The organism is Marinobacter daqiaonensis, from assembly GCF_900115285.1.
Classification (GTDB): Bacteria; Pseudomonadota; Gammaproteobacteria; order Pseudomonadales; family Oleiphilaceae; genus Marinobacter; species Marinobacter daqiaonensis.
The window spans coordinates 2,476,013-2,489,208 of record NZ_FOYW01000001.1 but is presented as its reverse complement, the minus strand read 5'-3'; the positions used below and the strand labels follow the sequence as shown (position 1 = coordinate 2,489,208).

The 13,196-nt window shown below is 63.2% G+C and carries 13 protein-coding genes; 6 read left to right on the top strand and 7 right to left on the bottom strand.

The genetic code is table 11. From position 1 onward, the window contains the following. Nucleotides 1-30 precede the first annotated feature (30 nt). Nucleotides 31-1,005, bottom strand: a complete 975-nt coding sequence (locus BM346_RS11365) for an AraC family transcriptional regulator (protein ID WP_092012364.1) — start codon at nt 1,003-1,005, stop codon at nt 31-33. A gap of 98 nt (nt 1,006-1,103) precedes the next feature. Between BM346_RS11365 and BM346_RS11360 the strand changes: the two genes are divergently transcribed. The 6 genes from BM346_RS11360 to BM346_RS11335 all read left to right on the top strand — a co-directional run bounded on the left by BM346_RS11360 (nt 1,104) and on the right by BM346_RS11335 (nt 6,323). After that, a complete protein-coding gene (locus tag BM346_RS11360; protein WP_092012361.1) occupies nt 1,104-2,402 on the top strand; it encodes a flavin-containing monooxygenase in 1,299 nt (432 codons plus the stop codon). Nucleotides 2,403-2,408: 6 nt separating this feature from the next. Next, complete coding sequence (locus BM346_RS11355) at nt 2,409-3,332, top strand: bile acid:sodium symporter family protein (protein WP_092012358.1); 924 nt, start codon at nt 2,409-2,411, stop codon at nt 3,330-3,332. Beyond that, complete coding sequence (locus BM346_RS11350) at nt 3,329-4,270, top strand: SDR family oxidoreductase (protein WP_092012355.1); 942 nt, start codon at nt 3,329-3,331, stop codon at nt 4,268-4,270. The genes BM346_RS11355 and BM346_RS11350 overlap by 4 nt, the downstream gene beginning before the upstream one ends. Continuing rightward, nucleotides 4,267-5,052, top strand: coding sequence for an SDR family oxidoreductase (locus tag BM346_RS11345; RefSeq protein ID WP_092012353.1), 786 nt, complete (start codon nt 4,267-4,269; stop codon nt 5,050-5,052). Before BM346_RS11350 ends, BM346_RS11345 begins: the two co-directional genes overlap by 4 nt. Next, nucleotides 5,052-5,780 (top strand): sulfite exporter TauE/SafE family protein, encoded by a 729-nt coding sequence (locus tag BM346_RS11340; RefSeq protein ID WP_167812592.1) that lies wholly within the window; start codon nt 5,052-5,054, stop codon nt 5,778-5,780. Before BM346_RS11345 ends, BM346_RS11340 begins: the two co-directional genes overlap by 1 nt. A gap of 135 nt (nt 5,781-5,915) precedes the next feature. Continuing rightward, a complete protein-coding gene (locus BM346_RS11335; protein ID WP_092012348.1) occupies nt 5,916-6,323 on the top strand; it encodes a CBS domain-containing protein in 408 nt (135 codons plus the stop codon). A 28-nt stretch (nt 6,324-6,351) separates the two neighbouring features. On the opposite strand, the gene hrpB is transcribed toward BM346_RS11335, so the two are convergent. From hrpB to BM346_RS11305, 6 genes are read right to left on the bottom strand one after another with little or no spacing between them, the layout of a single operon-like run. Next, nucleotides 6,352-8,835 (bottom strand): ATP-dependent helicase HrpB, encoded by a 2,484-nt coding sequence (gene hrpB, locus BM346_RS11330; RefSeq protein ID WP_092012345.1) that lies wholly within the window; start codon nt 8,833-8,835, stop codon nt 6,352-6,354. Between the two features lie 45 nt (nt 8,836-8,880). Then, entirely contained in the window at nt 8,881-10,083 is a 1,203-nt protein-coding gene (locus BM346_RS11325) for a YbfB/YjiJ family MFS transporter (protein WP_092012342.1), read from the bottom strand. 47 nt (nt 10,084-10,130) lie between these two features. Continuing rightward, nucleotides 10,131-10,430 carry a putative quinol monooxygenase gene (locus tag BM346_RS11320; protein WP_092012340.1) on the bottom strand — a complete coding sequence of 100 codons (300 nt, stop codon included), beginning with the start codon at nt 10,428-10,430 and terminating at the stop codon, nt 10,131-10,133. A 54-nt stretch (nt 10,431-10,484) separates the two neighbouring features. Beyond that, nucleotides 10,485-11,147, bottom strand: coding sequence for an SCO family protein (locus BM346_RS11315; RefSeq protein WP_092012338.1), 663 nt, complete (start codon nt 11,145-11,147; stop codon nt 10,485-10,487). Between the two features lie 56 nt (nt 11,148-11,203). Beyond that, nucleotides 11,204-12,115 carry a heme o synthase gene (cyoE, locus tag BM346_RS11310; RefSeq protein ID WP_092012335.1) on the bottom strand — a complete coding sequence of 304 codons (912 nt, stop codon included), beginning with the start codon at nt 12,113-12,115 and terminating at the stop codon, nt 11,204-11,206. Further along, the gene (locus BM346_RS11305; protein WP_092013637.1) at nt 12,112-13,164 is read right to left on the bottom strand and encodes a COX15/CtaA family protein; all 1,053 of its coding nucleotides are present in this window, start codon (nt 13,162-13,164) and stop codon (nt 12,112-12,114) included. The genes cyoE and BM346_RS11305 overlap by 4 nt, the downstream gene beginning before the upstream one ends. Nucleotides 13,165-13,196: the final 32 nt, after the last annotated feature.

Genomic DNA, 13,196 nt, shown 5'->3' with positions numbered 1-13,196 from the left:
TCCAGGGGGATCTTGAAGCTTTAATCAACGCTACCCCGAAACGGAAGACCGAAAACGGGAAGGACTAACCCCTTCCCAGCGCCGGAAGGCCCGGGCAAACGCCGCTTCCTCTGAGAAGCCAAGCTGCTCGGAAACCTCGGCTACCGAAAAGCCGGATTCCAGGGCCGACACCGCCAGACGTCGCAACTCCCGCTCCCGCAGAACCCTGAAGGACAGCCCCTCCTCCGCCAGCAGCCGGGTCAGGTGCCGGCCACTGACAGCCAGCTCCGCCGCCACCCGCTCCTTGCCCCAGTCCGGATGCACCCGCATCAGATGACAGACCTGGGCACTCAGACTCTGATGACCAAGACTTTCCAGTGTACGATCCGCCATCTGCCGAAGATGATCCCGCAAGGCACTGTTGGCCTGAATCAGCGGCAGCGCAGCCTGATTCCGGTGAAAACGCAGGCAGTTCCGCTCCGCCCGGAAGACCACCGGCATGGCCAGCCGCTCCTCATAGACCGACTCATCCGCCAGGGGACAATGGGCCAGCCACAAATCATCCGGCCGGAATGCGTCTCCCGTGGCCCAGCGGGCGAGCCGGGCCAGGGACGCCATCACCGCCTCCACACGCTCGGCCACACGCACCGAATATCCCGGTCGATAGCACAGGCAGATCAGATCGCCTTCCTCCAAGAGGCTGAACTCACCGCCGTCGCCAATCACCGGCGCATATTCCACCAGCGCTTCCAGCCCGTCCCGCAGGGTGTCGCAGCTCACCAGCAGCATGCCGGCGCTGTCCAGGTGGCCCACCTGCAACGCCAGGCCTATGTCCAGGCCTGCCAAGGGTTCGTCAATGGCCCGGCAGTATTCCTCCCAGAGCCGGTCCTGCACCATCAGAGGCACCCTTTGCCCCGCCACCAGCCGGGACGTGACATCACCCGGCAACGCGATTCCGCGACGGCGAGCCGCCTGCAGAATGGCCTGGGCATAGAGATGGGTAACTGTGGGCGATGTTGCGATCATGGCCTGAATTGTCGTGTTTCCTGTCCCGTCGGATCAGGAATGGCGTAACGTATTTCGCTAGGATAGCCTTACACAATAACAAAATCAGGAACACCCACATGTACGCAGTCATTGGTGCCGGCCCCATGGGCCTGGCGTGCGCGCGCAACCTTCAGAAGCAGGGCATCCCCTTTACCGGTTTCGAGCTCCACAGCGATGTGGGCGGACTCTGGGACATCGACAACCCCCATAGCACCATGTATGACACGGCTCACCTGATTTCCTCCAAGCGGATGACGGAATTTGCCGAGTTCCCCATGAAGGACGCGGTGGCCCAGTACCCCAGCCACCACGAGCTGAAGAGCTATTTCCGGGAATTCGTGGCTCACTTCGGTTTGCGGGAGTACTACGAGTTCAATACCCGAGTGGTCAGCATGGAGCCGGACGGAAGCCAGTGGCGGATTACCACCGAGCACAATGGCGAGCGACAGACTCGTACCTTCGATGGGGTCATGATCGCCAACGGCACGCTCCACACCCCGAACAGGCCGCCGCTGCCCGGCGACTTTGCCGGTGAGCTGATGCACTCCGCCGACTACCGCAACCCCGAGATCTTCCGTGACAGGCGTGTGCTGATCGTCGGCTGCGGCAATTCCGGGGCCGATATCGCCGTGGATGCGGTGCACCACGCCCGCTCCGTGGACATGAGCCTGCGCCGGGGCTACTACTTCCTGCCCAAGTTCCTGAAAGGCCGGCCCATCGACACCATTGGCGGCAGGCTGAAGCTGCCGCGCCCGCTCAAACAACGGGTCGACGCCACCCTGATCCGGCTGGTGATGGGCAAGCCCTCGGACTACGGTCTGCCGGATCCGGACTACCGTATGTATGAGTCACACCCGGTCATCAATTCCCTGATACTCCATCACCTGGGTCACGGTGATATCCGGCCCCGGCGGGGCATCGAGAGGGTTGAGGGCCACACCGTCCACTTCACCGATGGCGAACAGGGTGAATACGACCTGATACTGATGGCCACCGGCTATCTGCTGGATTACCCCTTCATCGATCGCACGCACCTGAACTGGCCCGCCGAGCGGGATGCCCCCCAGCTGTACCTGAACATGATGCACCCCGACTACGACAACCTGTTCCTGATGGGCATGATCGAAGCCACTGGCCTGGGCTGGGAGGGGCGCAACCAGCAGGCACGGCTGGTGGCACTGTTCATCCGTGAGCAACAGCGGGGTACAGCGGCCGCAACCGCCCTGAGGCATAAGAAAAAGGCGCATGCGGGAGAACGGCTGGATGGTGGTTATGACTACATCAAGCTGGCGCGCATGGCTTATTATGTCAACAAGGACGCCTACCTCGACGCCCTGGCGAGTCACATTGCCGACCTCGAACCCAGCAAGGGGTAATGCCGTATGCAGTCGTCCCTGACGGTGCAGTTTGACCCCGCCAGCCTGGTCACGCTCAACGCCATCCTCGCGCTGATGATGTTCGGCGTTTCCCTGAACCTGAAGCCCGCGGATTTTCGCAGGGTACTCACCATACCCAGGGCACCCATAGCGGGCCTGTTTGCCCAGTTCCTGCTGCTGCCGCTGGCCACCTGCCTGTTTACCTGGGCCCTTGAGATCGACCCGGAGCTGGCCCTGGGGATGATTCTGGTGGCCTCCTGCCCCGGCGGCAGCTTCTCCAACATCATGACCTGGCTGGGGAAGGGCAGCGTGGCGGTGTCCGTCAGCATGACCGCAGTGTCCAGTCTGGCGGCGACGGTAATGACGCCCCTCAACTTCGCCTTTTATGGCTGGCTCAACCCCCACACCCGGGGCTATCTTCAGGAGATCAGTCTCCAGCCGGAGAACGTTCTGCTGCTGGTGCTCCTCGTGCTGGCCGTACCACTGATACTGGGCATGGTCACTGGTAGCCGCTTCCCGAAACTGGCGGTGCGCAGCGAAAAGCCCCTGCGGTTCATCTCGTTGCTGGTGTTCCTCGCCTTCGTAGCCATAGCCTTCATGAATAATGTCGGGCTCTTTCTGGAAAGGTTCCACACCTTTTTCTGGCTGGTGGTGGGGCATAACCTGATCGCCCTGACGCTCGGGTTCGCCATGGCAAGGCTCATGAAGCTGTCAGTGCCTGACCAGCGGGCCGTCACCATGGAGGTGGGCATCCAGAACTCCGGCCTGGGGCTGGTGATTCTGTTCACCTTCTTCCCCGACGCCGGTGGCATGATGCTGATCACCGCTTTCTGGGGCGTCTGGCACCTGGTGTCCGGCCTCATCCTGTCGCAGATCTGGTCCCGCAGGCCCATCCCTCTTCAACCGGAAACTTTCAGTAAACAACCATGAACACTGAAAAACGGATTCTCATCACCGGCGCCGCCGGCTACATCGGCCACCAGCTGGGCAATCGGCTGGCGAAAGACCATTTTGTCATCGGCACCGACATCAACCGGCGGGACGGGCTGACCTTCCCCCTGGAAGTCCTCGACGTGCGGGACCCGAAGCTGGTGCTTACCCTGGCGGAATATCGCATCACTCACGTGGTCCACCTCGCTTCGGTGCTGCAGGCCTCTCCGGACCGGCAACGTGATTTCGACATTGACGTAAATGGTACCCGCAACGTGCTGGAAGCCTGCGTTGCCGCCAAGGTGAAACACATCACCGTTACCAGCTCCGGGGCAGCCTACGGCTATCACCCGGACAACCCGGCCTGGATCGACGAGGATGACCCATTGCGGGGTAATCCGGAGTTCGCCTACTCGGATCACAAGCGCAGGGTGGAGGAACTTCTCGCCCGCTACCGTCAGGAACACCCGGAGCTGGCCCAGCTCATCTTCCGGCCAGGCACGGTGCTGGGGGCCGAGACCCGTAACCAGATCACCGGTCTGTTCCTGGCGCCCCGCCTGCTGGCCATACGGGGCAGTAATTCGCCATTCGTATTCATCTGGGACCAGGACGTTGTGGCAGCCATGGAGCAGGGCATCCGGGCGGACAAAACCGGTTGTTACAATATGGCCGGCGATGGCGCTCTCACCATCCGGGAGATCGCCCACAGGCTCGACAAACCCCTGTTGGCCCTGCCCGCCAGTGTTGTGAAAGCCGGATTGCAGATGGCCAAATGGCTGGGCAAACCGGTGTCGCCGGAACAGATCAACTTCCTGCGCTACCGACCAGTGCTGAGCAACCGCAGGCTCAAGGAGGAATTCGGTTACCGGCTGCAGAAAACATCGGCCGAGACCTTTGATTACTTTGTGGCGCAGGCAAGGCAGAGGGGCGATCTGTGACCGTCATCCTGATAACCGGAGCTGCCAGCGGCCTGGGCTGGGCCATGGCCCGGCACTGGTATCAGGCCGGTCATTCCCTGGTACTGGCGGACATCGACGCCGAGTCCCTGGTGAAGCGCGAGGCCGAACTGGACGACCCTCAACGAGTGCACGTGGTGACCGTCGACGTGACTGATCGCCGCGACCTGGAGCGATTGATCCGGGAGACTGAAACGACCTTTGGTCGCCTCGACCTCCTGGTCAACAATGCCGGCATCACCCACCGTTCTCCCGCTGCCAGTACAGATCCGGGGGTCTTCCGGAAAGTCATGGCAGTGGACTGGCAGGGGCCGGTGGAACTCACCCAGCTCGCCCTGCCCCTGCTCAGGAAAAGCCGTGGCGGCATTATCAGCATCGGCTCCATGGCCGGCTGGATGCCGGTGCCGGGGCGAGCGGGCTATTGCGCGGCAAAGAGCGCCCTGACCCAGTTCTTCGAGGTACTGCGACTGGAGCTGGAGGCAGATGGTATTCACATTCTCATGGTTTACCCCAGCTTCCTGGACACCCCGATCGAGAACAACGCCCTGGGGGCGGATGGCGAGAAAGCGACACACCCCCGTTCCACCATCGGGGCCATGACCAGTGCGGACGAGATGGCCAGAAGCATTGACCAGGCATTCTCCCGACGCAAACGCTGGCTCCTGCCGGAGCCCGTGTCCCGTTTCGGCAGCCTGCTATGGCGGCTGGCACCCGGACTTTACCTGAACGCCGTCCGCCGGAGATTCGCGGAGGATCTGGTTTAATGGACCCCTGGCTCTGGCTTGGCCTGTGTATCCTGCTGGCCTACACCATTGAGGCCATCACCGGCTTTGGCTCCATCGTCATCGCCCTGTCCCTGGGGGCGGTGCTGTTGCCGATACCTGAAATGCTCCCGGTGCTGGTGCCCCTGAACGTCCTGATGAGTGGCTACCTCACCTGGAAGCACCGCCACCATATTCACTGGCGACTGCTGTCGACGCTGATTCTGCCGCTGATGCTGACGGGCACGATCACCGGCTACGTGCTCACACCCTGGCTGGGAGCCGCCGCCCTCAAAACCCTGTTCGGTCTGCTCGTGGTCTGGTTCGCCGGCAAGGAGCTGTGGCGTATCTTCGGCGGCCGTGTCGCAGTACCCCACAACCTTGCCGCCAGCCGCGTCATCACCTTCGGCGCCGGCATCACCCACGGCCTCTTTGCCTCCGGCGGCCCGCTGCTGGTCTATGCTCTGGCCGGTATCCAGCTGGACAAGGGGCGTACCCGGGCCACCCTGCTTACAGTCTGGTTTACCCTGAACCTGACCCTCAGCGTCCTCTATATGTTCGACGGCAGCCTGATCACCAGCGCCGGTCGGTTGGTGTGGTACCTGCCGTTACTCGTCATTGGCGTTTGGGCCGGAGAGTTCCTCCACCACCGTCTCAACGAGGACCGTTTCAGGCAGGCCGTCTACGGTGTGTTGCTGGTCACAGGACTGCTTCTGATGCTGGGGGCCTAAAATTTCAATTTTCCTATTGATGTAATAATCAGTATAGCTTTTGCGAATGAATGGCATTGGAAAGTGCGATTGGGCGGACGCCACTGGTATCCGGATACTGGCTGCCAGACGCATTCAGAGCCCAAGGAGGTACCCATGCGCACCGTACAAGACCTGATGTCGAAATGGACGCCCCCATTGCACGAACGGGACTATCTCAGCCGTGCCGTGGACCAGATCCTCTCGAGCGGCCACACCGGGCTCCCGGTGGTGGACAGTGACAATCGCCTGGTGGGCTTCCTGTCCGAGCAGGACTGTATCCGCTCGCTGGCGAGCAGCAGTTACCACTGTGACAACTGGGTACGCATCAGCGATATCATGTCCCGGGAACCCGTATCGGTGACCGCGGACATGTCCGAACTGGCCCTGGCCAACCTGTTCTCCGAACGCAAGCCCAAGATTTACCCGGTGGTGGATCGGGAAAACCGGGTCCTTGGCATACTGACCCGCTCAAGGGTGATGGCCGCCCTCAACGACCAGCTGAAAGGCTGCCGGGCAGCATAAATCCCGGCTGTGGGAGTTCCGCAGCGGGTTATCGTCCTGATTTGCGGGTTCCCATCTTCGCCTCTGCGGTCAGCGGATCCTCCGGCCACGGGTGCTTGGGGTAACGCCCCCGCATTTCCTTTCGGACTTCCGGATAAACCGCGCTCCAGAAACTGGCCAGGTCCGCGGTGACCGCCAGTGGCCGTTGCGCCGGAGACAGCAGGTGAATCACCACCGGAACCCGGCCGCTCGCCAGGGCCGGCGTCACCACCCAGCCGAAAATGGCCTGTAGCTTGACAGCCAGTACCGGGCCGTTTTCGGCGGTGTAATCCAGGCGCAGGCGCTGGCCGGCCGGAATTTCCAGAGTGGATGGCAGCTCCCGGTTCAGGCGTTGTTGCTGCTCATAGGGCAGCAGGCTTTGCAGGGCATCGGACAGCGGGACCTGCTGCAAGCCTTTCCAGTTACGGATACCGGCCAGGTACGGCGCGAGCCATTGTTCCAGTTCCGCCAGCAGAGCCTGGTCGGAGACCTCCGGCCAGTCGGCCGGTTCCAGCTGCTTCATGAGCCTTACCCGGGCCTGCCACTGGCGGGCGGCTTCCGTCCAGGGCAGGCTTTCAATGCCCCTTTCCCGGACGGCGGTCAACAGCCCCAGCTGGATCTGTTCCGGCCCCGGTTCCGGCAGGCTGGCCTCATCAAGGACCAGCGCCCCAAGCCGCTTTACGCGGCGGGCCACCACCGTGCCTCTACGATCATCCCAGCGGGCCTCATCGATGGTACGGACGTGGTCTGCCAGGTCATCTTCCAGAGTGGCACGGTCTGTCGCGGCCGCCAGATAGATCAGAGCCTCTCGGGCCTGCCCGTCCAGCTCCGCGGCGACGATCCAGGTTCGGGCCCCAAGCGGGTCTTCCTCCCGCAGCCTGGCGCCACGGCCGTTGCTGAGCTGATAGCGGTTGGCGTCCCCCGCACGCCGAAGTCCGATCCGGTCCGGGTAAGCGAAGGCCAGCAACCGGCCGGCCGGCTGGCTTTCGTCAACGTCTTTCGCCCCCCTTTCCGTCACCAGACGGTCGGCGGCCCGCCTGAGAGTCTCCAGTCCGGCCCGGTCAGGACGGGCTGCCCGGTACTCCCCGGTCAGCCATTGCAGGCGGTAACTGATGTCCGATCCCGCCCCGGTGCCAAGAGGATCCCGTTCGCCCAGCAAAGCGGCCAGCCTGGCGGCGGTCCGGGGGTAGCCAAGCTTCCGCCCCTTCAACACCATGTGGGCAAGGCGGGGGTGGATACCCAGGGCACGGGCCTTACGGCCGTGGTCCGTCATCCCCCCCTGGCCATCGAGCAGGTCCAGCCACTGCAACAGCTCAACAGCCTGGGCCCAGTGTGCTGGCGGGGGCGGGTCCAGCCATTCCAGGGCGTCCGGGCTGCGGGCACCCCACTGCGCCAGCTCCAGAGCCAGGGGGGCGAGATCCGCTTCCAGGATTTCCGGCGGGGTGTAGGCGGGCAGTCCCTGCTGCTCGGATTCACTCCACAACCGGTAGCAGACCCCCGGCTCCACCCGCCCTGCCCGACCCTTGCGCTGCTCGGCTGAGGCCCGGGAGACCCGTCCGGTTTTCAGTCGGGTCATGCCACTATTGGGATCAAACACGGCACGACGTTGCTGCCCCGCATCAATCACCACCCGCACCCCCTCAATGGTCAGGCTGGTTTCGGCAATGGCAGTGGCCAGCACGATCTTGCGATGACCGGCGGGGGCTGGCTGGATCGCCCGGTCCTGATCATCACCCCTGAGGTTGCCGTAGAGCGGCGCGATATGAGTATCCGATGGCAGGTAGGGGCGCAACAGGCGCTCGGCCTGGCGGATTTCTCCGGCCCCCGGAAGAAACACGAGTACTGAGCCGGTCTCCGTCTCAAGTGCCTCGATCACCGTCGCTGTAACGTGGTCCAGAAGTCGGGACCGGCGGCCTGAGGATGCCGACAGCGGACGATAACGCACCCCCACCGGAAAGGCCCGGCCCTCACTGGTAAGCACCGGCGCATTGTCGAGCAGGCTGGCCAGCGGTGCAGTGTCGAGGGTTGCCGACATCACCACAACCCGCAGATCCTCCCGCAGGGCCTGCTGGCATTCCCGCACCAGCGCCAGGCCGAGGTCCGCCTGCAGGGAGCGCTCGTGGAATTCGTCGAAGATGACCACCGCGTAGTCTTCAAGGGCCGGGTCTTCCTGGATCAGCCGGGTCAGAATGCCTTCGGTCACCACCTCGACCCGGGTTGTGTCGCTTACCCGGGTATCAAGGCGGGTCCGGTAGCCGATGGTCTGGCCCGGGCTCTCCTCCCGTTGGCGCGCCATGTAGCGGGCTGCCGACCGTGCTGCCAGCCGCCGGGGTTCCAGCATCAGGATCTTCCGCTCGCCGCGCCACGACGCGGCAAGCAACGCCAGCGGTACCCGGGTTGTCTTGCCGGCACCCGGTGGTGCCTGCAGCAGCACCGTGGTTTGCTGTTCAAGGGTCTCAGAAAGCTGGGGAAGGATCCCGTCTACAGGAAGCATGATCGTACGCCGGCAATGAATCGGTGAATCCGAGGCTAACCGGAATCAGCGGCCGTGCCAATCTTCCGGGTGGGGCACGAACAGGGCGAAGAACAGGCCCAGGCCCAGGGCGACGGCTCCCAGGCTGAAAGCACCGATCAGGGTCCCGCCGGCCTCCAGCCACTGCCGCGTCAGCCACGGGCCCGCCATCTGGGTCACGCTGTACAACGCCACCATGGCGGCGGACAGACGCGGACCCTGGTGGGGGTGGAGAGCGCGGCCAATGCGCTGGGTCAGCAGTACCGTTCCCACGAACGTGCTGCCAACCAGCAGAGCACAGAGGATGATGCCAGTGGGACCTGGCCATATCACAACCGAGAGTGCCCCCAGGAACTGGATCAGGTAGTTGAGCCGCAGGGCCCTAAGATCGCCCATCCGCGAACCAAGGTAGCTCCAGAGAATGGGCGTGGGTATGGTGACGAGAGCCACGAACAGCCACGAGCCATCCACCAGCCAGTGACCTTCCGGCAACTGGGTCTTGGTGAGCAGGGGCAGGAACGTCATGGGCAGGATATAACCCATCCCGGCGCCCGCGTAGGACAGGAAGAGGGGGATGGAAGCACGGTCCAGCAGGGGACCTTTTTCCGCAAAGGAGCCATCCTCCCGCTGGATCCGGGCCGGCACGTCCAGGATCAGCAGGCGACGGGTTGCCCACCAGGCCAGGGGAATGGACAGCAGCGCGGCCGGCCACCAGCGGGCCGGGCCGGACAGCAGATCGGCCGTGCCGGTGACCAGAAAACTGGACAGTAACAGGCCTACGCCCACGCCGACATAGACCAGACCGCTGCTGGAAGCTCGGTTCCGGCGCACCAGCCACTCCAGGATCAGGGCCGGTGCCTGGACAAAGACCACGCCGTTGGCAATGCCGTTGACCAGTCGCAGGGCTGAGAGCCCTGCCACCGCTTCTACCTGGGTCTGCAGCAACGTGATCACGACGTGGACCAGCATCGCGATGGGCAATGCCTTCCGGATATGGTCCGGCCGGTACCAGCGGATCGCCAGCAGCGCACCGATCAGGTAACCGAGGTAGTTCCACGTGGCCACGGAGGCCCCCTCGCTGGGGGTCAGCAGGCCGTCCCCTACCAGGTAGGGCAGCAGGGGCGTATAGATAAAGCGCCCCAGGGCGTGGACCACCAGCAGGATGACAGCGCCCGCCACCAAGACTGTGGCCAGCTCCCGGGGGCTGGGAGTTATCCGGGAATCTGTCATCTCTCAGTCATCGCTACACCACGGGGCTGGCGCCCGAAAACGGTTGGTTACTTCACATCGACCTTGGCCGGGGTAATGTACTCGATCCTTGGTGGCGCCGCCAGGCAGCCTGCGGCGACCTTGCCAAAGGCCCTCATGTGATCGCTCTTGCGGTGGGGCTCGAGGCAGTCCTCGGACTCCCACACTTCCATGAAGACCAGGCGGTTGGGGTCGGAGAGACTGATATGCAGCTCGTATTCCTGGCAGCCTGGCTCCTGCAGGGTCGCATCGATACAGGGCCGGGCGGCTTCCAGCAGGGTTTCCCTCTGCTCGGGTTTCACATGGAGAATGGCGCGGATATACAGCATTGATTGTCCTCGGGTCGGGCAGGAATATCCTGCGGGAGTGAGAGCCACGCCGGATCAGCCGGCGCGGGGGTGATTTTCACGGGCCCACTGGTAGATCTGACGGTAAGCCCTGATCAGCTTGTCCGGTTCGTGGGGTGGCTGGATGACGGCCACCATCCGGCCTTCCGGATCGAGCAGGGTCAGGTGGCCACTGTGATCCACCAGGTTGTTACCGTCGCCATCGTCACGATGGACGAATACCGCGTTGACGCTCCTGGCCAACTCACGCAGTTCATCAATATCGCCGGTGAGACCGTGGAAATCTTCCCCGAAAAAGTCCAGGTACTCCTGAAGTCGCTCCGGTGTGTCCCGCTGGGGGTCGGCACTGACCAGCAGGAACTCCGGCTCCGGCAACTCAGGGGGGAGTTCACGACTGAACCGACGCAGGGTGGACATGGTGGCCGGACAGATGTCGGGGCAGTGGGTGTAGCCGACGAAAACAAAGGTCCAGCCACCCTTGAGGTCCTCCAGAGTGACGGTTTCGCCGGTGTCACCGGTGAGAGAGAACGGTGTCAGCGTCCGGGGTTCGTTATAGACGTAGGTGTTCAGGGCGCTGAGATCCGGGGCCGGCGGGGGTTCCTCACTGGCGGTGCGCATCTGCTGGCTCACCACCAGGCCGAATATCAGGGCAACAACGAGCAGTAACAGTACGAGCGTTCGCCGGACTGAGCGATTCATGGTGACTCCGGTTCAGGGAGACCCGGCCGGCGTCAGAGCCGGCCGGGCCCGATGCATCAGAAATAGAAGAAGTGGTCCACCAGCAACACCACGAAAAGGGCCATCAGGTAAGTGATCGAGTACTTGAAGGTTGCCAGCGCCACCCGGCGGTCGTCGCCACGAAGCAGACGTACCGAGTATTGCAGAAAGCGTAACCCAAGTAGGACGGACCCCGCCAGATAGATCCAGCCGGACATACCTGTGGCAAAAGGTAGCAGGGTGACCGCCAGCAGCATCAGGGTGTACAGCAGAATATGCAGCTCGGTGTAGCGGTTGCCGTGGGTGACCGGTAGCATGGGAATTCCGGCTTTCGCGTACTCTTCCTTGCGATGGATCGCCAGCGCCCAGAAATGGGGAGGGGTCCAGGCAAAAATGATCAGCACCAGCAGCAGGGCATGGCCGTCCACCTGACCGGTAACCGCGGTCCAGCCCAGTAGCGGCGGCATGGCGCCGGCGAGACCGCCAATCACGATGTTCTGGGGCGTGGCGCGCTTGAGGAAGAGAGTATAGACGCCTGCGTAACCCACCAGCGACGCCAGGGTAAGCCAGGCGGTCAGGGCGTTGACCTGCCACATCAGGATCATCATTCCGGAAAGGGCAAGCACCGTAGCGAACAGAATCGCGTCCAGCGGGCTGATACGCCCTGTAGCCACCGGACGCTTGCGGGTACGGGCCATGACCGTGTCGATCTTCTGGTCCACCACATGATTGACCACGGCGGCAGCACCGGCCAGCAGGGCAATGCCCAGATTGCCGAACACTAGTACGCTCCATCCAGGTACCCCTGGGGCCGCCAGCAACATGCCGATGACCGAGGTAAGAATCATCAGCGCCACCACCCGGGGCTTGGTCAGCTCCAGAAAGTCACGCCAGGAAAGGGAGCGGCTGACTCCGGGTTCGGCGGCAATGGCCTTGGCCTGGTTACTCATGCGGGTACCTCGCGAGAATTTGTTGTTTTTTGTTCCGGTTCTGCGACCGGTTGTGGCCTGTAGCCGTGTATTCGCCACAGCACGTGAATAACCGTCAACAGCAGCCCTGCCCCCATGGCGTTATGGGCAACGGCTATGGACAGCGGAATGTGGAAGGCAACGTTGGCGACACCCAGCCCAATCTGCACGACCAGTGCCCCCGCGGTCAAGAGCACCATGAACTGGAGATGGGTTCCCCGTACCTGACGCCAGAGTGCGAGCAGCAGAAAGATGAAGTAACCCAGGACAACCAGGGCCCCCAGGCGATGGCTGAAGTGGATGGCCACACGACCGTCGGCGGTGAGCTGCCCCCCCAGATAGTTGGGTCCGATGGTCTGGAGAATGTCAAAGCCGTGGCTGAAGTCCATGTCCTCCGGCCACCACTGGCCCTGACAGGTAGGCAGGTCGGGGCAGGCCACGGCGGCGTAGTTGGCCGCAGTCCAGGCGCCCAGGGCAATCTGCATAACAACCAGGGCGAGGCCACCGTAGACCCAGGGCCTGAGCCGGGCCAGCGCGCTTTGCCGCCTGGCCGGTAATGGCTTGCGTCGTGCCCGCAGGCGGAAATTCAGCAGGGTAAGCAGACTGAGGGTGGTGAAACCACCCAGCAGGTGCAGAGCCACCACCTTGGGCCAGAGCTGCAGGGTCACCGTCCACATGCCAAACAGGGCCTGCAGAACGATAAACGCCGCGGTAAACACCGGCAACTTGACCGGGATACCCGCCCTGCGGTTACGGACAGCGTAAATGGCAAGCCCGAACACAATCAGGCCCAGGGTGCCCGCGGCGTACCGATGGATCATCTCTGGCCAGCCCTTGGCCACATCCACTGGCGAATCGGGAAAGCGGGCATTGGCGATGGCAATACTGGACTCGCTCTGGGGTACCGTCAGAAAGCCGTAGCAGCCGGGCCAGTCAGGACATCCCAGGCCGGCATCCACGAGTCGGGTCCAGGCGCCGAGCATCACCACTACAACGGTGAATACCGCCGCAATCAGGGCCCATCGGGCCATGGTCTTTCGGACGTGCTGGTCACTGGACAATT